The sequence below is a fragment of the Marinobacter sp. genome, assembly GCF_048269445.1.
In the GTDB taxonomy this organism is placed as follows: domain Bacteria; phylum Pseudomonadota; class Gammaproteobacteria; order Pseudomonadales; family Oleiphilaceae; genus Marinobacter.
Genome location: NZ_JBLXIQ010000003.1, coordinates 472391 through 491761 on the forward strand (window position 1 = coordinate 472391; position 19371 = coordinate 491761).

The 19371-nt window shown below is 58.8% G+C and carries 18 protein-coding genes and 1 pseudogene; 10 read left to right on the forward strand and 9 right to left on the reverse strand.

All coding sequences use genetic code 11. The annotated features are described in order from the left end of the window. Positions 1-85 precede the first annotated feature (85 nt). Entirely contained in the window at positions 86-2131 is a 2046-nt protein-coding gene (paaZ, locus tag ACN0XM_RS08460) for a phenylacetic acid degradation bifunctional protein PaaZ (protein WP_417566488.1), read from the forward strand. A gap of 121 nt (positions 2132-2252) precedes the next feature. Here paaZ and ACN0XM_RS08465 read toward each other — a convergent pair whose 3' ends face one another. The 6 genes and pseudogenes from ACN0XM_RS08465 to ACN0XM_RS08490 all read right to left on the reverse strand — a co-directional run bounded on the left by ACN0XM_RS08465 (position 2253) and on the right by ACN0XM_RS08490 (position 7512). Next, on the reverse strand, positions 2253-2957 hold the full coding sequence (locus ACN0XM_RS08465) for an ABC transporter ATP-binding protein (RefSeq protein ID WP_417566608.1): 705 nt from the start codon (positions 2955-2957) through the stop codon (positions 2253-2255). Positions 2958-3167: 210 nt separating this feature from the next. After that, a pseudogene (locus ACN0XM_RS08470) lies at positions 3168-3617 on the reverse strand (hemerythrin domain-containing protein); the annotation flags it as partial. Between the two features lie 17 nt (positions 3618-3634). Further along, positions 3635-4393, reverse strand: coding sequence for an ABC transporter ATP-binding protein (locus ACN0XM_RS08475; protein WP_417566489.1), 759 nt, complete (start codon positions 4391-4393; stop codon positions 3635-3637). After that, positions 4390-5397 (reverse strand): branched-chain amino acid ABC transporter permease, encoded by a 1008-nt coding sequence (locus tag ACN0XM_RS08480; RefSeq protein WP_417566490.1) that lies wholly within the window; start codon positions 5395-5397, stop codon positions 4390-4392. The genes ACN0XM_RS08475 and ACN0XM_RS08480 overlap by 4 nt, the downstream gene beginning before the upstream one ends. Then, positions 5397-6272 (reverse strand): branched-chain amino acid ABC transporter permease, encoded by an 876-nt coding sequence (locus ACN0XM_RS08485; protein WP_417566491.1) that lies wholly within the window; start codon positions 6270-6272, stop codon positions 5397-5399. Before ACN0XM_RS08485 ends, ACN0XM_RS08480 begins: the two co-directional genes overlap by 1 nt. Positions 6273-6354: 82 nt before the next feature. Beyond that, a complete protein-coding gene (locus ACN0XM_RS08490; protein WP_417566492.1) occupies positions 6355-7512 on the reverse strand; it encodes an ABC transporter substrate-binding protein in 1158 nt (385 codons plus the stop codon). Between the two features lie 275 nt (positions 7513-7787). On the opposite strand from ACN0XM_RS08490, the gene paaX reads away from it, so the two are divergent. Next, the gene (gene paaX, locus ACN0XM_RS08495; RefSeq protein ID WP_417566493.1) at positions 7788-8783 is read left to right on the forward strand and encodes a phenylacetic acid degradation operon negative regulatory protein PaaX; all 996 of its coding nucleotides are present in this window, start codon (positions 7788-7790) and stop codon (positions 8781-8783) included. A gap of 3 nt (positions 8784-8786) precedes the next feature. Here paaX and ACN0XM_RS08500 read toward each other — a convergent pair whose 3' ends face one another. The 3 genes from ACN0XM_RS08500 to yeiP are packed head-to-tail and all read right to left on the reverse strand — an operon-like array spanning position 8787 to position 11124. After that, positions 8787-9284, reverse strand: a complete 498-nt coding sequence (locus ACN0XM_RS08500; RefSeq protein ID WP_417566494.1) for an acyl-CoA thioesterase — start codon at positions 9282-9284, stop codon at positions 8787-8789. A 47-nt stretch (positions 9285-9331) separates the two neighbouring features. Next, positions 9332-10516, reverse strand: a complete 1185-nt coding sequence (locus ACN0XM_RS08505) for a YbfB/YjiJ family MFS transporter (protein ID WP_417566495.1) — start codon at positions 10514-10516, stop codon at positions 9332-9334. A gap of 41 nt (positions 10517-10557) precedes the next feature. Continuing rightward, on the reverse strand, positions 10558-11124 hold the full coding sequence (yeiP, locus tag ACN0XM_RS08510) for an elongation factor P-like protein YeiP (protein ID WP_417566496.1): 567 nt from the start codon (positions 11122-11124) through the stop codon (positions 10558-10560). A 150-nt stretch (positions 11125-11274) separates the two neighbouring features. Here yeiP and ACN0XM_RS08515 point away from each other — a divergent pair, with 150 nt between their 5' ends. The 8 genes from ACN0XM_RS08515 to ACN0XM_RS08550 all read left to right on the forward strand — a co-directional run bounded on the left by ACN0XM_RS08515 (position 11275) and on the right by ACN0XM_RS08550 (position 19366). After that, positions 11275-12198 (forward strand): LysR family transcriptional regulator, encoded by a 924-nt coding sequence (locus ACN0XM_RS08515; protein ID WP_417566497.1) that lies wholly within the window; start codon positions 11275-11277, stop codon positions 12196-12198. A gap of 96 nt (positions 12199-12294) precedes the next feature. Then, on the forward strand, positions 12295-13098 hold the full coding sequence (locus tag ACN0XM_RS08520) for a putative hydro-lyase (protein ID WP_417566498.1): 804 nt from the start codon (positions 12295-12297) through the stop codon (positions 13096-13098). 37 nt (positions 13099-13135) lie between these two features. Further along, the gene (locus tag ACN0XM_RS08525) at positions 13136-14200 is read left to right on the forward strand and encodes a TRAP transporter substrate-binding protein (RefSeq protein ID WP_417566499.1); all 1065 of its coding nucleotides are present in this window, start codon (positions 13136-13138) and stop codon (positions 14198-14200) included. Positions 14201-14260: 60 nt separating this feature from the next. Then, positions 14261-14857 carry a TRAP transporter small permease subunit gene (locus ACN0XM_RS08530; RefSeq protein WP_417566500.1) on the forward strand — a complete coding sequence of 199 codons (597 nt, stop codon included), beginning with the start codon at positions 14261-14263 and terminating at the stop codon, positions 14855-14857. Then, entirely contained in the window at positions 14854-16137 is a 1284-nt protein-coding gene (locus tag ACN0XM_RS08535; protein WP_417566501.1) for a TRAP transporter large permease, read from the forward strand. The genes ACN0XM_RS08530 and ACN0XM_RS08535 overlap by 4 nt, the downstream gene beginning before the upstream one ends. 33 nt (positions 16138-16170) lie before the next feature. Then, positions 16171-16848: a DUF2848 domain-containing protein gene (locus ACN0XM_RS08540; RefSeq protein ID WP_417566502.1), complete on the forward strand. Its 678-nt coding sequence runs from the start codon at positions 16171-16173 to the stop codon at positions 16846-16848. Continuing rightward, the gene (locus ACN0XM_RS08545) at positions 16845-18203 is read left to right on the forward strand and encodes an amidase (protein WP_417566503.1); all 1359 of its coding nucleotides are present in this window, start codon (positions 16845-16847) and stop codon (positions 18201-18203) included. The genes ACN0XM_RS08540 and ACN0XM_RS08545 overlap by 4 nt, the downstream gene beginning before the upstream one ends. Then, a complete protein-coding gene (locus ACN0XM_RS08550) occupies positions 18200-19366 on the forward strand; it encodes an NADH:flavin oxidoreductase/NADH oxidase (protein ID WP_417566504.1) in 1167 nt (388 codons plus the stop codon). Before ACN0XM_RS08545 ends, ACN0XM_RS08550 begins: the two co-directional genes overlap by 4 nt. The last annotated feature ends 5 nt before the right edge of the window (positions 19367-19371 follow it).

Here is a 19371-nt window from a genome sequence, read left to right on the forward strand (position 1 = left end):
GCCAGCCAACAAGTATGATATCAGCAAGGCAAGTCCCGTTTCCGCGGGGCTTGCCTTGGCGTTTCAGATACGAATGGAGTTTCCCATGTCAGTCCTGAAAAGTTTCATTGCCGGCCAGTGGGTCGGTGAAAAGGCCGCCAAGGCTTTGCCCAGCGCCGTGAACGGCGAGATCGTTGCCCATACCCACGACGACACCCTCGATTTCAGGAAAGCCGTTGAGTATGGCCGCAAGGTAGGCGGCAAGAACCTGATGGCCATGGATTTCCAGGAGCGCGCCCTGGCCCTGAAGGCCATGGCCATGTACCTCCAGGAACATAAGAAAGAACTTTACGCACTGTCGATGCATACCGGATCGAGCAAGGCCGACAACGGTATCGATATTGATGGCGGTTTCGGCACCCTGTTCTCCTATGCCAGCATGGGCCGCCGCGAACTGCCGTCCGGCAATGTCGTGCACGAAGGTCCGGTGACCCCTCTGGGCAAGAACAACCACTTTGCCGGCACCCATATCCTGGTGCCCCGAGGTGGAGTCGCAGTACACATTGATGCCTACAATTTCCCGGTGTGGGGCATGCTGGAGAAATTCGCGCCGACCTTCCTGGCGGGCATGCCCTCCATTGTGAAGCCGGCGACCTCCACCTGCTACGTGACCGAACTCGCCGTTCGGCTGATGCAGGAATCCGGGGCGCTACCCGAAGGCAGTCTGCAGCTGATTATTGGCAGCACCGGCGATCTGTTCGACCATCTTGAAGAGCAGGACGTGGTCACCTTCACCGGCTCGGCAGCAACCGCTCGCAAACTCAAGAATCACCCGAACATCATCAACCGTTCGATTCCGTTCAATGCCGAGGCCGACTCACTGAACAGTGCCATTCTGGCGCCAGACGTGACCCCCGAGCACGAAGAGTTCGATATCTTCGTGAAGGAAGTGGGCCGTGAGATGACGGCTAAGGCCGGGCAGAAGTGTACCGCCATCCGCCGCATCCTGGTGCAGAAAGATCGCGTGGACGCTGTCTGCGAGAGGCTGAAAGAGCGGTTGTCGAAAGTCACCGTCGGCGACCCTTCCGTTGAAGGCGTACGCATGGGCGCCCTGGCCTCCATTGAACAGCTGGAAGACGTCAGAGCCAATATCCAGGAACTCCTCAAGACCAGCGAACTGGTCATCGGTGGCGACGGAAGCTTCAAACCGACTGGCGAAGGCACCGAGAAAGGCGCGTTCATTGAGCCGCACGTGCTGCTGTGCCGGAGCCCGGAAAATGGTTGTGGTGCTCACGACATAGAGGCTTTTGGTCCGGTGGCAACGGTGATCCCCTACGACACCATTGAAGACGCAGTCACTCTGTGTGCGCAAGGCCGGGGCTCACTGGTCACCACACTGACCACCCGCGACCCTGCCATTGCTGGCAGGATCGTACCCCTGTTGGCGGCCTTCCACGGGCGCCTGCACCTGCTCAACGCCGAAGCTTCAAAGGAATCCACAGGTCACGGTTCGCCGCTGCCCATGCTCAAGCATGGTGGCCCGGGTCGCGCCGGTGGTGGCGAAGAGCTCGGTGGCATCCGCGCGGTGCATCATTACCTGCAAAGAACGGCGATTCAGGGCTCCCCGACCATGCTGGCGGCAGTCACCCGCGAGTACGTGCGCGGTGCCGAACTGATCGAAACCGATGTGCATCCGTTCCGTCGTCACTTCGAGGATCTGAAGATCAACGAATCCTTGCTGACGCACCGGCGCACAGTCACCGAGGCGGACATCGTCAACTTTGGCTGCCTGTCCGGCGATCACTTCTATATGCACTTTGATGAAATTGCGGCGCGGGACTCCCAGTTCGGAAAGCGCATTGCCCATGGCTACTTTGTGCTTTCTGCGGCGGCGGGCCTGTTCGTTTATCCGGGCGAAGGTCCGGTACTGGCGAATTATGGCCTGGATACCCTGCGCTTTATCGAACCAGTGGCGCCAGGCGACACGATCCGTGCCCGCCTGACGTGTAAACGCAAGATTGATCAGGGTCGTACATCACCAGACGGGCACCCCCAGGGTGTGGTTGTCTGGGATGTTCAGGTTCACAACCAGAACGATGACATGGTTGCGAGCTACGACATCCTGACGCTGGTTGCCAAGAAGCCCGAGTAACATCGGGCTTCGCTGCTCTCTCCCTGTCCTGGACCCCAGGGAGAAGGCGTCAGGCAAATAAAAGGGGGACAGGTCGCAAGACCTGTCCCCCTTTTATTGGTGCTGTGAAAAAGCAGGGCAGTTACATCCCCAGGTAGGCCTCACGCACCTTCTCGTTGCTGAGCAGTTCCCGGCCGGTGCCTTCAATCACCACCTTACCGGTTTCAAGCACGTAACCACGGTCGGCCAATGCCAGCGCCTGGGACGCATTCTGCTCCACCAGGAAGATGGTAATACCTTCCTCTTTCAGTTCTTTCACGATGTTGAAAATCTCTTCGATAATCAACGGCGCCAGCCCCATGCTGGGCTCGTCCAGAAGCAGCAGCCTCGGTTTGGCCATCAAGGCCCGCCCCATAGCGAGCATCTGTTGTTGACCACCGGACAGTTCACCCGCCAGGTTATGGCGCTTCTGGCGAAGAATGGGGAACTTGGTGTACATACGTTCCAGATCGCCCATCACCTCTGGCGTCTTGCCACGGGTGTAGGCGCCGAGCAACAGGTTGTCATGCACACTGAGGTCTTTGAACACCTGCCGGCCCTCAGGCACCTGAACAATGCCATCGGCGACCCGCTGATCAGCAGGAATCTTCGCCAGGTCTTTGCCCTCAAAGGTGATCGCGCCGCGATCCGTAGGCTGTAACCCGGAGATGGTCATCAGCAGGGTGGATTTGCCGGCACCGTTGGCCCCGACAAGCGAGACGATCTCGCCGCTATTGATCCGGATATCGACATCATGCAGCACCTCGATCTGGCCATAGGAGGTAACCAGCCCCTTGATGGACAGCATTTCCTGTTTTGCATGAGGCGCGGTAACGCGGTCCGCATGCTTGAGACCCAGCCCCCCGAACTGCTCCGGGGTATAGCTGACGATCTGGTGACGCAACTCCCGGAATTCTTCCCGGACCCGCTCGCCAAACAAAGGGTCGTTTTCCACATCCCGCGATTCAATGATCTGCTGCCAATCTTCCTCAGTCAGCAGTTTCCGGGCCCGGGGGATAACCACACCCTCTTCCTTGCGGATATGCTTACGCAAGGCTTCCGTGAAACGCGCCAGGGCGTGACTGAATTCCTCGCGACCTTCCGGCCAGCTTGCTTCGCACCTTGACAGCAGTTGACGCAACTCCATGAGCTTTTCATGGCCAATCACGTAGCCCTTGGCCAGCTTTTCCAGCAGGGGCCCAGTCTCGGGCGACTTCTCACTGAGCCGCTTGTAGAGCTCAATGTCCGTGGGAGTACTATGCACCCGCCGGGAGAAGTGCTGAATGTAATCAAAGATTGTCTTGAAAAGCCGTTCATCCGGCCGCTGGTCGTTAAGGTTCATATCACTCAGAAGCTGATCCAGCAGATCCAGAACCCGCCACAGCGCCTGATGTTCCTGAACAATTATTCGGACGGCCTGCTCACTGCGTGACTGGGCAGGCGCCATTTCAGTGTGTTGCTCGCTCATGTGAAATGTCTCCTTGCTCAGCCACCCAGATAGGCGGCGATAACGTCCGGGTTTTGACGAATTTCCTCGGGCGTACCCTCAGCCAGAACGCGACCATAATTAAGCACCAGCAACCGGTCGGAGATTCCCATCACCAGTCTCATATCGTGCTCAACCAGCATCACGGTAATGCCCTGATCCGCAATTTTCCGGATTAAGTCTTCCAGTGCTGCAGTTTCCGTGGCGTTAAGGCCTGCCGCCGGCTCATCCAGCAGGATTACCTTCGGCTCGGCTGCCAGCGCACGGGCTATCTCGAGCCGCTTGAGCGCTCCGTAGGACATCGCCGAGGCCTCTGCATCCAGGTAATCACCACAACCCACGTACTTCATCAGATCAGCCGCACGCTTACGGGCGGCTGTCTCATTACGACGCAGGGACGGCAACCGGAACAGCGTAGTGAAGAGGCTGCTCCTGAGTTGCAGGTGCCGGCCGAGCATCACATTCTCGATGGCGGTCATATTCATGCAGATCTGCATCTGCTGAAACGTCCGGCACATGCCCCGTTCCGCAAGCTGGTTGGGCTCGAGTTTCGAGGTACTCTCACCGTTCAGCAGAATCTCACCCTTCGTGGGGATGTAAAGGCCGGTAATCAGGTTGAACAGCGTGGTCTTGCCTGCGCCGTTCGGGCCAATCACGGAATAGACCTGCCCCGCCTCCACGGCAAAACTGACACCTTCCACCGCGTGAACACCACCAAAGGCCTTATCCAGCCCTTTGACTTCAACCAGTGCGGTCATGCCTCACCTCCCGCTTTCTTGCGCATTCTTTTGGAAACAATTGCGCTGATGGTGGGCAACAGGCCCTTGGGCATAAAGATCATGGTCAGCATCAGGATCAGGCCGAACATCACGGTTTCAAGTTCCTGGAAGTCCGCCAGAACCTGGGGCAACAGCTTCAGCACCACGGCGCCCAGAATCACACCGAACGTGGAGCCCATGCCTCCCAGGACAACCATGGTTATAAAGAGAATGGAGAACTCGAAGCTTGCCACTGCCGGCGTTATAAAGCCCTGAAAGTGGGCGTACAGGCCACCCATGATGCTTGCATAGACGGCGGAGATCACGAATACGAGGCTCTTGTACTTCGCAGTGTCAACGCCCACCACGCTGGCAGCGACTTCCGAGCCTTTCACGGAGCGTAAAGCCCGGCCGATAGGTGATTCAATCAGGTTCTGAGCGAACCATACCGCCAGCAGAAGCACCACACTGGCCAGGATATACCAGGCCTGAACACCAGAAATATCCACACCAAACAACGAGTACCGGCCAAAAGTGCTGAGCTCCCAGCCGAACAGATCGAAGGCGGGAACCGGCATTCCGTCCGGGCCACCGGTAATGGCGCGCTCGTTGTTCAGAATGATGGAAATAATGAAGCCCACCGCGAGGGTTGCCATGGACAGGTAATGCCCCTTCAGTCGAAGGATCGGCCGCCCCACGACCCAGGCGATGATGCCGACGACCATGGCACCGACCACCAGCGCGGGAATAGAAGACCAGCCGTAAGTCCCGGTTGCGATACCGGTGAAATAAGCACCCAGGCCAAAGAACCCAGCGTGGCCGAGACTGATCTGGCCGGCAAAACCTACCAGCAGGTTCAGGCCGACAACCGTGGCGGCAATGATGGCCATCTGGATTACCAGTTCATAATGGAACGGGTTGCCCAGAAAAGCCGGAAGAATAATCAGGATTAATGCGAGGACCATCAGACCCCGGAGGCGTGACTGCATAAACCGGTTCAGCATCAGACACGCTCCACAACTTTGGCACCGAAGAGTCCGCGGGGCATGAAGAAGAGCACCAACAGAATCATTGAAAACGCTACCGCATCCTTGTAATCGGAGGAGATATAACCGGCCGCCATGGCTTCAACAATGCCCAGAGCAAGGCCACCAACAACCGCACCCACACCGCTGCCAAGTCCACCGATTGCCGCGGCAACGAAGCCCTTCAGGCCGAGGATGATACCGATGTCATAGGAAGTGAAGGTAATGGGCGCCACCACAATTCCAGCTACCGAGCCAAGCAGGGCAGACACCATAAAAGCCAGCATAAGCACCATCTGGGTGCGGATGCCAACCAGGCGTGCCGCCTCCTTGTTCATAGATGTTGCCAGAATCGCTTTGCCTATCAGCGTCTTGGTGAAGAACAGCACCAAAGCCACCACCATGACAGCGCCGATACCCAGAACCCACAGACTCTGGCTGTTCAGCACTGCACCAAATACCTGGATAGGCTGGTCTGTGCTGAAATTCTGCATCACATGGTATTCCTTACCCCAGACCAGCTGGGCGATGCCACGGATGAAGATGGACGCACCGATCGTAATAATAATCAGGGTAACCACGTCGGCCTGCTTTGCCGGCGCAATTGCGAGGCGCTGGAGAGCGATCCCGAGCAAACCCGCGAGGACAATCGCAAGCAAGACGGCCAGAACCATGGGCACGCCCATGGCTGTCAGGGAAACCGTTGCCATGCCCCCGATCATCAGGAATTCGCCCTGGGCGAAGTTGATGACATGGCTGGCGTTATAAATCAGGGTGAAACCGAGGGCTATCAGGGCGTAGGTCGCACCGATAGTTATCCCCGTGAACAGGTACTGTAAGAATTCTGCGAGCATAGCGGTGGTTCCGGTCGAACATCGGCTGGCGACTTGCCCTGAAAAGGGTTCGTCGCCAGCCGCGAGACAGGTTAAAGGGGTATCAGTCGATCAGTTTCCATTCGCCGTTCTGGACTTCCAGAATGCGGAAGGATTCCGGGGCAAGGCCGTTGTGGTCTTCCGGTGACATGTTGAACACACCGGTCACACCGACATAGCCCTTGATGTTTTCCAGTGCGTTACGAACGGCTTCCGGATCGGTAGAACCGGCTTCTTCCATAGCCCGAACCGCCAGCATCAGGCCGTCGTAGGCATAGGCACCGAAGGTTGACACCTTGGAATCCCAGCGAGCCTCATACTCTGCCTTGTAGTTCTGAACCACTTCTTTCTGGGGGTCGTCTGCCGGCAGGGAATCCGGAACCAGCAGCGGTGACGCGGGAAGACGAAGACCTTCTGCGGATGAACCTGCCAGCTCGAGGAAGCTGTCAGATGCAACACCATGCGACTGATAGAACGGGAGCTCCATGCCCAGCTGGGCATAGTTGCGGGTTACGATGGCCGGGCCCTGGCCAAAACCGAAGTTCAGAACCGCTTCCACACCACTTGTGTTACGGATATTGGTCAGTTGGGCGGTCATATCTGTATCAGATCCGCTGTAAGTGACATCGGCCACCACTTCCATACCCATCTGCTCCGCCACTTCCAGAGTCTGGGTGCGGCCGGAACTGCCGAAACCACCGGTGCCGGAAATCAGGCCAATTTTGGTGATCCCGCGATCTTTCATATCCGCAAGGATACGCTCTGCCGCCATGCGGTCAGTTTGCGGAGTCTTGAAGACCCATTTTTTCACTGGATCGGTAATAACAACCGCACCGGCCAGGGAGATGAACGGCACCTGGGCCTGCTCAATCAGCGGGACGGCTGCCATTGTCGCGCCGGTGGTACTGCCGCCGACGATAATATCGACCCGGTCGGAGCGGATCAGGCGGCTGGCAAAGTTACGGGCAGAGGAAGCGTTGCCAACGTCGTCATAATGAATCAGCTCCAGCTGACGACCCAGGACACCGCCTTCTTCATTGATTTTTTCGACGTACATCTCGAGCGTTTTCAGCTCGGGATCGCCAAGAAAGGATGCTGGACCTGTCACAGACAGGAACGAACCTATTTTGATGGGTTCAGCTGCCTGCGCACTCATCATCATGAGGCCGGCGGCTGCGACGGCTGCGCATTTTCCTGCGCGACAAATCACTGTTTTAAACATTGTTTTTGTTCTCCCGATTTTTGCAGGGGCTTGTGTGTTTTTGTTTCTTCGCTCCCGGTAAAATTCGATACCATTGACGAATATCAAACGAAGTTATTGTATCATAACTTCCATGTCAACTGATTTCAGGGAGTCGAACAACGGCCCCCTAAGTAAAGCCGACGCTGACACAACGCGCCAGCACAGCAATTAGAAAGACAAACCTTTACCTGACACGTAAGACCCGCATAATACGTACAACGTGTTTCATTGATTCTTATTTGCGAACCTAGGCCATGACTGCAAAAAGCCAGCTCGAACTGCTCGTCAAGAACTTCCAGAAGAAGCGGCCGCTTCGCGCCGGCTCTCTGATTATCACCATCTATGGCGACGCCATTGTCCCCCGCGGCGGTAATGTCTGGCTTGGCAGTCTGATGAAGCTGGTCGAACCCATGGGCATCAGCCAGCGGCTGGTTCGCACTTCCGTCTATCGGCTGGTTCAGGAGTCCTGGCTTCAGACCGAAAAGGTCGGGCGCTGCAGTTACTACAGCCTGACCGGCCCCGGGCTGCGACGGTTCGAGCAGGCCTTCCAGCACGTTTACAACCTTGATACCGAGGAATGGAGCGGCAGCTGGTGCCTTGTGTATCTGAACCAGCTAACTCCCGAACTTCGTCAGAAAGTCCGGGAGGAATTGAAGTGGCTAAGCTTTGGCAGTATGGCGCCGGGCCTGATGGAGCACCCCCGATTTACCCGCAGCGAATTAATTCCCATGCTGCAGGAATGGGGCGCCCTTGAAGACACCATCGTGATGCAAACCATGCCCATGGAGCAGAAAAGCCCCAAGGCACTTCGCCTGCAGGTTCGCGAGAGCTGGAACCTGGAGGAGCTTGGCGGCCGCTACCGGCGCTTCCTGAAACAGTTCCGCCCCTTGTGGCGGGAACTGCAGTCCGAAGACACACTCAGCCCAGAGGAGTGCCTGCTTCTCAGAATCCTGCTGATCCACGAGTACCGCAAAATTCTTCTTCGTGACCCCCTGTTGCCCGATGAACTTTTACCAGGTGACTGGGAAGGTCGCAGCGCCAAGCAGCTTTGCCGAAACCTGTACCGGAAAATCTACGCGCGGGCCGAGAAGTGGCTGGACGAAACTCTGGAAAATGCCTCGGGCCCTCTGCCAGGCCCGAGTGAGAAGTTTTACAAACGCTTCGGAGGCCTGCGCGATACGGCCATCCCGAGCAACCCGGTCGCTGAGCGGGAAACCTTCGAGACGAGCACACAGTTGGCCGACGACTGACTTTCAATCGGGCGATGAAGCCAGCTGCTTACGGGTCTTCAAGCGCCCCTGGCGCCGGATCTGGGCATTGCCATAACGGCGTTTCTGCTCTGCAGTCTCAGGAATCACCTCCGGCACATCCACCGGTTTGTCGCGCTCGTCCAGAGCCACAAACGTAAAGAACGCCGAGAGAATGTGACGGGTGTCGCCGGTGTAACTGTTCTCGGCTTCGACCCTGGCACCGATCTCCATCGACGATCCCCAGCTTCGATTCAGAGCCAGGCTGAACAACAGAGTATCGTTTCCCTTGGCCGGCGCCCTGAAATGAATGGAATCCACCGCCGCCGTCACGCAGACATGGGCTGAGTGGCGCTCAGCCACAACCAGCGCGAGACGGTCACACTTAGCCATGATCATTCCACCGAACACGGTGTTATGGGAGTTCATGTCGTTCGGGAAAACCTTGTAGACATGTTTCTCGATGGCAGAGGCAGTCACGGGTTTCGATGGTTTGCCGGACATGGGATCCTTTCCTTTCGTATTTGAGTTCCAATTACCAGATCGGCCAGTCATCCGACGGTGACAGCCTCTTCCTGGCGTTGCTGCGCCCGCCGCGCCAGGTGCAACACCACCACACCAAGGGCCATTACAATCAGGGTAAGCCAGAGGCCATTGGTATAATTACCCTCCACATCGGCCAGGTAACCGACCACGGCGGGGGCCAGCATCTGGGCTATGCCATAGCTGAAGGTCAGCCGGCTCATGGGCCGGGACGGATTTTCGGGGAACACACGCCCCACCATCGCCAGCATCATACTGACGATGCCAATGAAGCTGGCGCCATAAATCACCGCACTGAGCATCACGCTGACCATGCTGGTGTTAACAATCAGCATCAGGATGCTCACGGAATTGAGCACGTAGGCCAGATACAGCGCCAGCCACTGCCCCCATCGGCGCGAGAACACATCCCAGAGCCAGCAGGCCGGTGTGGCAGCGAGACCGGCAATGAGCCAGATCAGCCAACCGTGGCCGCTGAGCTGCGGCATGGATTCGGCGATGGCCACCAGGAACGTAGCCGTAACCACATAGCCCACGCCGGCGCAGAAATAGGCCAACTGCAGAGTACGAATGAAGCGGCTCCGCTCATCCCCGGTACCTTCACCCCCGGTTCGGGGCAACGCACAGGTCCGGTAATCCGGCATCCAGCGCCAGGCGGGCACCAGCAACACCAGGGCCACCAGCCCATAGATCACCCATTGCTGATCCCAGGCAAAGGCATCCTTGATCAGCTGAGCCACCACGGCGGTCAGGACAATCCCGAGCCCGATGCCGGAAAAGAAAACACCAAGCTCGGACTTCTGATTGTTCTTGATCAGCCAGCTCATCAGCAGTCCGGCACCCAACAGCATGCCCGCCGACGTGCTCAGCCCGGAGACAAACCGCAACACGAACCACACCCACACATTGGTGGTGTAGCCCATGAGAACCGTCGAAATCACCGCAACCACCAGCCCAAGCTGGTACAGCCTTACTTTGAGACCAAGATCGCTGATTCGGGTGATAAGCAGCGCACCGGTCAGGTAACCGGCGTAATTCACGGTTGCCAGCATGCCCACCACGGATTTGCTCAGCCCCAGCGCCGCCACCATTTCGGGGATCATCGGCGTGTAGGAGAACCGGGCAATGCCCACCATGACCACAACCGAGATCACGCTGGCCACCAGCACTTTTATTGTTTCTAGTGGTTTCACGGGGTTTCCTTACGTCGCACTTACTTCAGAACGGCTTGCGATCAGGCGCGGCCCAGGAACTTGCGCTCCTCAACATTAATCCGGATTCGATCACCGGTGGAAATATGCTCCGGCACCTGCACCACGAGACCCGTGGTCAGCTTCGCCGGCTTGGTTCTGGCGGTTGCTGAACCACCTTTAACGGAAGGATCCGTTTCCTCGATTTCGAGATCCACGGTTGGCGGCAGAGCCAGAGCGACCGGGACATCGCTGACAAGAATCACCATCAGACCCTGAGTGTCTTCGCTGATGAACAGCAGTTCGTCGGCGATGGCCTCTCGATTCAGGCTGTATTGGGTGAAATCCTCGCTGTCCATGAACACAAACTCATCACCATCCGAGTAAGAGAACGAGGCAGGCCTGCGCACCAAATCTGCCAGGTTCAGCATGTCCGAGTCTTTGAATGTCTCATCAAGCTTGCTTCCCGTGACCACGTCATACATCCGCATCCGGTACAGACTGCCGCCCGCCCGGCCTTGGGGAACCGAGCGCTCGATGTCTTTCACAAAATAGGCGCGGCCCTCGTATTCAACCGCAGAATTTTTCTTGATTTCACTGGCTTTTGGCATGTTCGGTATTTCCAGAATATTGGGAATGTTACTTTACGTCCGCTGATATACCACGAAGTGGGACGACATGCGATATCGACCGGGCTGTTTTGGCGCTGCCTGTCGCCGTAGCTTATGATCCTCTTATCCTGTCGGCAATGCGGTGGTGGCATGAACATTCGAACACTGGAAACCTTTATCTGGATTGCCAGGCTCGGCAGCTTCCGGGCAGCGGCCAGCCGGGTCTATGCCTCCCAGCCGTCCGTCTCTGCGCGAATTGCCGGTCTGGAAGATCAGCTCGGTGTTGAATTGTTCGATCGTTCGTCCAGAAAGATCACGCTCACTGCCAAGGGCCGGGAGTTTCTGATTTACGCCGAAAAAATGCTGAGCCTGCATGGCGAGATGATGCAAGCGGTGGCAAAACCGTCGTCAATTCAGGGCACCATCCGCCTGGCGGTGTCGGAAACCATTGCCCACACCTGGTTGCCACAGCTCATTGAACGGGTCAGTGAAGCCTATCCGGCCATCAACCTGGAGCTGGACGTCGACATCTCCGTCAATCTTGCCGAGAAACTGGTCAACCACGAAATCGATATCGCGTTCCTGATGGGCGGCGTAAACCAACCCGGCATCATCAACCGGGATCTTTGCCGCTACTCCCTGATCTGGGTCGCCAGCCCCAAGCTCAACCTTCCCGACCAGGCGATGTCGCTGGCGGAACTGTCCACCTGGCCCATTGTGACCTACCCAAGAAAGAGCCAGCCCTATATGGCCATCCGCTCCCTGGTGGACCCGATGAATCACTCCACGCGGATTCACTCCAGTTCGTCACTATCCACGATCATCCGCATGACGGTCGATGGCCTGGGCGTGAGTGCATTGCCCCGGGAAATCCTCCAGCGCGAACTCAGTGCCGGCACCCTACGCCGCTTTGAGGTTAAGGCAGACGTTCCTGACCTGGCTTTCAGTGCGGCCTATCGAACCGGGCCTAGCGGAAATGTAGTGCAGGCCATCGCAGAACTGGCCTTGTCCACCGCGGAAAAACGGACACCGGCCGCAAAAAACACCCCTGCACAGCCCGACAATGCTAACTGATCAGCTTTTTCGATCACAACTGATCCCATCTTTCGAATTGTATTAATCGCCAGCTCTGCCTTAAATGTAAAAATCATACAATTCTGAGGCAGCATCATGGCAGCGACCCACACCCTGAATGTGCACTCCACGCCCCAAGCGGTGCGAAAGGCCGCTCGGGAAGGTCTGCTCACCGGCCCGACATCCGGTCTTGCCAGCGGCTATGTCCAGGTCAACCTCGTCATCCTGCCCGAAGCCGAGGCCGCCGGTTTTCTGCGCTTCTGCCAGGCAAATCCGAAACCCTGCCCGCTACTGGCGGTCAGCGAACCCGGAGCGCGCACCTGCGAGGCCATGGCCACCGATCTCGACCTCGCCCGGGATGTCCCGGCCTACAGAATCTATCGCAATGGCGTTGCCAGCGAAACGGTGACCGATGTCGCCGCTGAATGGCGTGACGATCTGGTGACCTTTGCCCTTGGCTGTTCTTTTACCTTCGAGCATGCCCTGATCCAGGCCGGTCTGCGGGTACGCCACATTGACCAGGACCGGAACGTGCCGATGTACCAGACCTCGGTACCGCTGACGCCCGCGGGGGGCTTTGTCGGCAATCTGGTGGTCTCCATGCGCCCGTTCTCGGCGGCCGACGCCATCCGAGCCATCCAGATCACTACCCGTTATCCCCAGGTGCATGGAGCACCGGTACATCTGGGCAATCCGGGACTCATCGGCATTTCGGAGCTGCATTCGCCCGATTACGGCGATTCGGTCTCCGTAGACGAAAACGAGATTCCGGTGTTCTGGGCCTGTGGCGTTACGCCCCAGCAGGTTCTGATCGATTCCGGTGTGTCATTTGCTATCACCCACAGCCCGGGCCATATGCTGGTAACAGATATTCCAGACAGCACCCTGGCCCTGTTTTGAAAACCCAGCACGACCACAGAAAACTGAGGAAACAACCATGATGACAAAAAAACCCCTCGCCGTTGCCACCGTCGTTGCCATCTCCATGGCAGGCGCCAGCGCCCATGCCCAGGACATCGACAAGACCAGCCTTTCCTACGTCGGGAGCTGGAGCAGCCTGTCGCTGTACCAGAATTTTGAAAAGCCCTTCTGGGAAAACCACATTCCCGAGGCCTCTGGTGGCCAGATTTCCACCGATGTAACCACCTTCGACCAAATGGGCCTGGGCGGCGGCGAAGTCTATCGCCTGATGGCCCGTGACGTCATTGAAGTGACCTCAACCGTCGCCGACTACGCCGTGGCCGACGCACCGGAGCTTGAGGGCCTGGACATGCCCATGATCGCTCCGGATGTGGACACGGCCCGCAAGGTCGCCGAAGCCTACCGGCCGGTCCTCGCGGACGCCTTTGCCAAACGCTTTGACGGCGCCCAGCTTCTTGCTGTCGTGCCCTATCCGTCCCAGATGGTGTTCTGCAATACGCCGATTGAAGATCTCTCTGACCTGCAGGGCAAGAAAATCCGTGCCAGCGGCCGGACTACCGCAGAATTCCTTCAGGCCATCGGTGCCGAAGGTATCACCCTGAATTTCAGCGAAGTTCCTGGCGCCCTGCAACGGGGCGTTATTGACTGCGCAGTGACCGGTTCGCTTTCTGGCTACAGCTCCGGCTGGCATGAGGTATCCACTCACCTGTACCCGCTTCCCGTGGGCGGCTGGGACCACGTAGTGACCGCCATGAACGGCAAGAAGTGGGACTCGCTCTCGGAATCCACTCAGGAATGGCTGACCAGCGAGATCAAAACCAACTATGAAACACCGGTCTGGGACGCCGCCGTGGAAGAGACCAAAGAGGGCATTGCCTGCCTCACCGGTGAGGGCACCTGCTCCAGGGGCGAACCCGGCGACATGGTACTGGTGAAAGCCACCGACGCGGACTTTTCCAATGCCTCCAGGGCTCTTGAAGAAACCGTTCTGCCCAACTGGGCCGGCCGTGTTGACCAGGAATGGGTTGACCGCTGGAATGAGACTGTGGGCGCCATCACCGGCCTGAAAGCCTCCAAGTAACCGCAGTATCCGTCATTGGTGACCGGGCAGAGCAACTGCCCGGTCACCCTGGAGAAAACTATGTTGCAACAGGCCAACTCCATCCTCGACCGGCTACTGGACCGGGCCCAGATCGGTTCGCTCTGGCTGGCACGGGCCGGCGGCGCGCTGATTTTGCTGACGGTGGTGATTGTTACCATTGAGGTAATCACTCGCCAACTCATGGGCCGATCCGCTGTACACGCCACTGAAATAACGGGCTACATCATGGCGGTCAGCACCAGCTGGTGCTTCGCCTACACCCTGCTGTGCAAAGCTCACATCCGGATAGATGCCCTGTACCTGACTTTTCCGACACGGGTGCGTGCGGCACTCGACTTACTGGCGCTGCTGGCCATGACGCTGTTTTGCGTGCTGGTCGTCGACGCAGTATTTAGTGTTGCCTACGACTCCTTCGCCAACAGTGCAACCGCCAATACCCCGCTTGGCACCCCCCTGTGGATACCTCAGACACTCTGGCTGGGCGGCCTTATCTGGTTCAGTTTTGTGGTCTGCCTGCTGGCCCTACGGGTGATTTTTGCAATGTTCCAGGGTGATATTGACGGCATCCAGGCCCTGGCCGGAAGCCCAACACTGGATGAGCAAATCGAGCACGAAAACCGGGAAGCACAGTCATGATTCTGACCGCATTGATCATTCTTCTGGCTTTACTGGTACTGAGCGTGCCCGTTGCCGCCACCCTCGTTGTCCTGGCCCTGATGCTGGACGAATTCTTTTCGCCTTTCCCCCTGTTCCGCGCCATGGGCGATGTCCTCTGGACCGCCTCCGACAGTTTTTTGCTGATCGCCATTCCGCTGTTCATTCTGCTTGGCGAAATCCTGGTCAGAACCGGCATTGCCAAGGGCACCTACCGTTCACTGGAAAGCTGGCTGTCGTGGCTGCCGGGCGGCCTGTTGCACGCCAACATTGGTACCGCCACCCTGTTCTCCGCCACCTCCGGATCGAGCGTTGCCACCGCAGCCACCATTGGCACTGTTGCCATCCCTCAGGGCAAGGAGATGAAATACGATCCGAGGCTATTCACTGGCTCGATTGCCGCGGGCGGCACCCTGGGCATTATGATTCCACCCTCCATCAACCTGATTGTGTATGGCTTCCTGACCGAAACCTCGATCCCTCAGCTGTTTGCCGCCGGCCTGCTTCCGGGCTTGCTGCTGGCCACCCTGTTCATCGTGGGGACCGCGCTCATCTGTATCTGGAAGCCGTCACTTGGCGGGCCCAGCGTCAGCCACAGCTGGGGTGAACGGATTTCCGGGCTTCGGAACCTGATCCCGGTCCTGGCGCTGTTCGGCATCGTGGTGGGTTCCATCTACACCGGTCTGGCAACGCCCACCGAAGCAGCGTCCCTGGGAGTGCTGGGCGCCATGGTGATTGCGCTGTCCATGGGCAAGCTGTCCACGAAGGTGATTATCGAGGCCCTGGACGGCACCATGAAAACCACTGGCATGATCATGCTGATCATCATGGCTTCCTACTTTCTGAATTTCGTGCTGGCCTCGTCCGGCGTTACCCGGGAACTCACCGGCTTTCTGGCGTCCGCTGGCCTTGGCCCCTATTCCACCCTGATGCTGGCGATCCTGATCTACATCGTGCTCGGTTTCTTCATTGAAACCCTGTCCCTGATGGTCATCACCATTCCCATCGTCGCCCCCATTATCATCGGCATGGGCTTCGACCCGGTCTGGCTGGGAATCCTGCTAATCCTGCTGATCGAGATGGCGTTGATCACCCCGCCGGTCGGGCTGAACCTGTACGTTGTTCAGGGCGTTCGCCAGGGCGGGCCGTTCAGCGATGTGATGGTGGGCGCCATGCCCTATGTTGCCATGATGCTGGTGATGGCTGTCATTCTGATTCTGTTCCCGTCCGTGGCGCTGTTCCTGCCCGGCCTGATGAACTAACCCTCTTACAACCAACATTGACCGGAGCGAACCATGATCACTTTTCAACTGGCCGACACCGGAGAAACCCTGGACATCGACGTTCAGGAACTCATCATCGCGGGCTGGGCGGGGCGTGAGCAGACCGGCATTGACGAGCACATCGAGGAACTGAAGGCGATTGGCGTCACGCCGCCTTCCAGCACACCGCTGTTCTATCGTGTGGCCGCGAACCAACTCACCACTGCCCCCGAAATTCAGGTGCTTGGCGAGCAATCCAGCGGCGAAGCTGAGGTAGTGCTGATTGGCTCGTCCCACGGCACGCTGGTAGGCATCGGCTCGGACCACACCGACCGCGAAGCGGAGGCCTGGTCGGTGGCCCACTCCAAACAGGTGTGCGCCAAGCCGGTTAGCCAGCAGGTCTGGCGGCTCGAGGATGTTATCGAGCACTGGGACCAGCTTGAGATAACATCCTTCGCCACCATCAACGGCGACGAAGTGCGTTATCAGGAAGGGCCGGTTACCGGCCTGCTCCACCCCGCTGACCTGCTGCGCCGTTTCGGCCACGACAAACCGGCACTGGCTCCCGGCCAGGCCATGCTGTGTGGCACTCTTCCGGTGATCGGAGGGGTGAGGCCCGCGCAAGCTTTCCGGATGGTACTGACCGATCCGGTAACCGGCCGGAGCCTGCAGCACCAGTATGACATCCGGACCCTGCCGGTGATCTCATGAAGTCGCTCGCAGGCTCTCATGAACCAACACTCAGGGCGCTGCTTGAGAGCATGCGTGATGGCCTATGGACGGCGACCGATCTGCTTGATGCCTGCTTCTCCAGTATCGACAGCACGGACAATCCGGCGGCCCGGGTGTACACCAAACGCTTTGACCGCACCGCCCGTGCTGAAGCCGCCGCCGCAGACCAACTGAAAGCCGGCGGTGTGCCGGTGGGCGAACTGTCGGGATTGCCAATCGCTCTGAAGGCATTGTTTGATGTCGCCGGCGAAGTAACCCATTCGGGTTCCCGGGGGTGGCAGGCAGCCGCCAGCCAGGACGCTCTCATCGTTTCCCGGTTGCGCCGGGCCGGGGCAGTGATTACCGGCCACACCAACATGACGGAGTTTGCGTACTCCGGTCTGGGCCTGAACCCCCACTACGGCACCCCTGACAACCCTCTGGCACCCGGGCGCATCCCTGGAGGCTCATCCTCCGGGGCCGCCGTCGCGGTGGCCCAGGGCATGGCAGCGGCCGCCATTGGCTCCGACACCGGCGGGTCGGTCCGGATTCCCGCGGCATTCTGCGGCCTGGTAGGCTTCAAGCCCTCACAGCAACGTATTCCCCGCGACGGTACCTTCCCACTCTCCGACAGCCTGGATTCGATCGGTCCGATCGCCCGCAGTGTCGACTGCTGCGCGCGCCTGGATGCCGTCCTGTCCGGAAACCCTTATCAACCGCTGGCACCCGCTGCATTGAAGGGCCGGCGTTATGTTGTCCCATCCGACTATATGCTGGAGGGCATGGATGAAACCGTTGCCCGGGCGTTTTCCCACAGCCTGAAAACGTTGGCCGATGCCGGCGCCAGCATCATTGAAGCCCCGGCGCCGGTGCTCTCGGCATTGCCGGAGCTGATGGAGGGTGGTGGATTCACCGCGGCCGAGAGTTACTTCGTACACCGGCGGTGGCTCGCCACCCATGGTGATCGCTACGATCCGCGCGTCCGGTCTCGCATCGAGCGAGGCGCGGCATTAACCGCTGCCGATTATATCGAGCTGTGCCGGCGCCGGCGCGAAAAAAAACTCCAGGCGGATCAATGGCTCCGGGAGTTCGATGGCCTGCTGGCCCCCACCGTGCCAATAGTGCCACCGCGCTTCGATGAGGTGGCGGCCGATGATGACTACGCCCGGCTCAATCTACTGGCACTGCGCAACCCGACCGTAGCCAACCTGCTGGACCTGTGTGCCATCTCGGTGCCCAATCATGCACCGGGAGACCTGCCGAGCGGCCTGATGCTGGTTGGGCACAATGGCAGTGACAGGCAACTCCTGCGCCAGGGGGCGGCCCTGGAAGCGCTGATGGACCAAAGACCATGACTGATCTGAACAAGACCCCCGAGCCGTCGCAGACCGATTCACGGTCCGGTGGTGAAAATGCCCGCCGAATCCTGAAGCGGGACCCCAACCCGCACCTGTTCCGGCCAGTAACCTTCCGGACGGTGACCGCGCGCAACCGGATCATGTTATCTCCGATGTGCCAGTATTCCGGCGAGGACGGGCTCTCCAACGACTGGCACTTTGTGCACCTCGGTGCCCGGGCGGCCGGTGGCGCCGGCTGGGTGTTTACCGAAGCGGTACACACCGAGCCCCGGGGCCGAATCACCCCCCACTGCCTGGGGCTCTGGAACGACGAGCAGCGTGACCGGCTGGCCCGCATTGCCGGCTTTGTCCAGGCCCAGGGCGCCGTACCCGGCATTCAGCTTGGCCACGCAGGCCGAAAAGCGTCCGTGGGCCGGCCCTGGGAGGGTTCGCGCCCTCTGCGGGTGGACGAAGGCGGCTGGAATGACCAGGTCTCCGCTTCGTCCCTGCCCTATGCCAGTGGCTGGCCAAACCCAGTGGCCATGACCCAGAACCAGATTGACGATGCCCTGCAGGCCCTCAAATCCGCTGTGCGCAGAGCCCGGGAGGCCGGCTTCAAGGCGCTGGAGCTTCATGGCGCGCACGGCTACCTGATTCACCAGTTCCTGTCGCCACTCAGCAACCAACGCACGGACGCCTACGGTGGCAGCTTTGAAAACCGCATCCGCTTCCTGCAGGAATCCATTCAGGTGGTCCGGGAGGCCTGGCCACATGACCTTCCGCTGTTTGTAAGGCTGTCATGCACCGACTGGGTTGAGGGAGGCTGGACTCTAGACGATACGGTACGCCTGGCAACACTGCTGCAATTCCAGGGGGATGTAGACCTGATAGACTGTTCTTCTGGAGGTAACGACCCGAGACAGCAAATCCCGATTCATCCCGGGTACCAGATTCCCCTGTCTCAGGAGGTGCGCTCCAGGGCAAACATTGCCACCGGAGCGGTTGGGCTGATCCACAGCCCGGACCTGGCCGAATCCGTTATCGCCAATGGTCAGGCAGATCTGGTGGTTCTCGGCCGAGCCCTGCTGTCAGATCCGGCCTGGCCACTGAGGGCAGCTGCCACCTTGAAGGCTGAAAACGTTGAGTGGCCAAAACAGTATGAACGTTCAAATATTTTCTGAGTTAT

Bases quoted from the DNA above. Each gene is read 5' to 3' on its own strand.
- paaZ (WP_417566488.1), top strand. From the start codon at position 86: ATGTCAGTCCTGAAAAGTTTCATTGCCGGCCAGTGGGTCGGTGAAAAG.
- ACN0XM_RS08465 (WP_417566608.1), bottom strand. From the start codon at position 2,957: ATGCTGTCCATCAAGGGGCTGGTTACCTCCTATGGCCAGATCGAGGTG.
- ACN0XM_RS08475 (WP_417566489.1), bottom strand. From the start codon at position 4,393: ATGACCGCACTGGTTGAAGTCAAAGGGCTGGATAAGGCCTTTGGTGGT.
- ACN0XM_RS08480 (WP_417566490.1), bottom strand. From the start codon at position 5,397: ATGCTGAACCGGTTTATGCAGTCACGCCTCCGGGGTCTGATGGTCCTC.
- ACN0XM_RS08485 (WP_417566491.1), bottom strand. From the start codon at position 6,272: ATGCTCGCAGAATTCTTACAGTACCTGTTCACGGGGATAACTATCGGT.
- ACN0XM_RS08490 (WP_417566492.1), bottom strand. From the start codon at position 7,512: ATGTTTAAAACAGTGATTTGTCGCGCAGGAAAATGCGCAGCCGTCGCA.
- paaX (WP_417566493.1), top strand. From the start codon at position 7,788: ATGACTGCAAAAAGCCAGCTCGAACTGCTCGTCAAGAACTTCCAGAAG.
- ACN0XM_RS08500 (WP_417566494.1), bottom strand. From the start codon at position 9,284: ATGTCCGGCAAACCATCGAAACCCGTGACTGCCTCTGCCATCGAGAAA.
- yeiP (WP_417566496.1), bottom strand. From the start codon at position 11,124: ATGCCAAAAGCCAGTGAAATCAAGAAAAATTCTGCGGTTGAATACGAG.
- ACN0XM_RS08515 (WP_417566497.1), top strand. From the start codon at position 11,275: ATGAACATTCGAACACTGGAAACCTTTATCTGGATTGCCAGGCTCGGC.
- ACN0XM_RS08520 (WP_417566498.1), top strand. From the start codon at position 12,295: ATGGCAGCGACCCACACCCTGAATGTGCACTCCACGCCCCAAGCGGTG.
- ACN0XM_RS08525 (WP_417566499.1), top strand. From the start codon at position 13,136: ATGATGACAAAAAAACCCCTCGCCGTTGCCACCGTCGTTGCCATCTCC.
- ACN0XM_RS08530 (WP_417566500.1), top strand. From the start codon at position 14,261: ATGTTGCAACAGGCCAACTCCATCCTCGACCGGCTACTGGACCGGGCC.
- ACN0XM_RS08535 (WP_417566501.1), top strand. From the start codon at position 14,854: ATGATTCTGACCGCATTGATCATTCTTCTGGCTTTACTGGTACTGAGC.
- ACN0XM_RS08540 (WP_417566502.1), top strand. From the start codon at position 16,171: ATGATCACTTTTCAACTGGCCGACACCGGAGAAACCCTGGACATCGAC.
- ACN0XM_RS08545 (WP_417566503.1), top strand. From the start codon at position 16,845: ATGAAGTCGCTCGCAGGCTCTCATGAACCAACACTCAGGGCGCTGCTT.
- ACN0XM_RS08550 (WP_417566504.1), top strand. From the start codon at position 18,200: ATGACTGATCTGAACAAGACCCCCGAGCCGTCGCAGACCGATTCACGG.